At 65.5% G+C, this 819-nt stretch carries 1 protein-coding gene; it reads right to left on the reverse strand.

The window, feature by feature from the left end; genetic code table 11:
- On the reverse strand, positions 1–510 hold a 510-nt coding region (locus J0695_RS39210), incomplete at its 3' end, for a class I SAM-dependent methyltransferase (RefSeq protein ID WP_206969629.1).
- Positions 511–819: the final 309 nt, after the last annotated feature.

Raw genomic sequence — 819 nt, forward strand, 5'->3', positions numbered from 1 at the left:
GGCCGGCGCGACGGTGTGATCGAAGACCTGCGTCGGATGAGCCGGACCATCGCTCGCCGAAAAGCCGACCAAAAGGTGGCCGCCAGGTGCCAGCACACGGCGGAACTCCGCGAGGATGACGGGGAGTTCTGACGGCGGAGTGTGAATGATGGACCAACGCGAGAGTACGCCGCCCAGCACGCCGTCAGCGATGCTCAACGCATCCATCGACCCCACGTCGAACCGCAGGCCTGGACAGGCCTGACGAGCCAATTCGATCATCGCGGGAGAGGCATCAACACCAAAGGCCTCCAACCCCAACTCACCGAGATACGCGGTGATATGGCCAGGCCCACACCCCAGATCAGCGACCTGCCCGCCCCCACTCGCACCAACAGCTTCGGCGAAGACGCCCAAGATCGCGCGGTCCAGTGGACTGTCACGCAGCGTGTCGCGGAACAGCTCCGCATAGGTGGTGGCGGCAGCGTCGTAACCCTCACGGGTAGCCCGAAGGGCGTCGTGTTCGACCATGCTCGCGACAGTAGCCACTGACCCGCGACCCCCTCCAGCCAAAACCCTCTCAGGCAACATTCCAAGCCACACCCACCGACTCGTCACCGCAGTCCCGNNNNCAGACAATGCCTCCGGGACTGGCGTTCCTCGCGGACGCGGCGCTGGAGGCCGGTGACGGCGACGCGACGACACCCCCGGCACGTACAGCTCGCATCCACCTACGCCCAGTCACTACTCACGCTACGTCAACCCCTCCACCGTTGACCCCATGACAACCGAAACTCCCGCCCCCACCCACCACTTCGGCATGCGCTTCACCTCCACCCC

The sequence above is a fragment of the Streptomyces beijiangensis genome (genome assembly GCF_017315755.1).
Classification (GTDB): Bacteria; Actinomycetota; Actinomycetes; order Streptomycetales; family Streptomycetaceae; genus Streptomyces; species Streptomyces beijiangensis.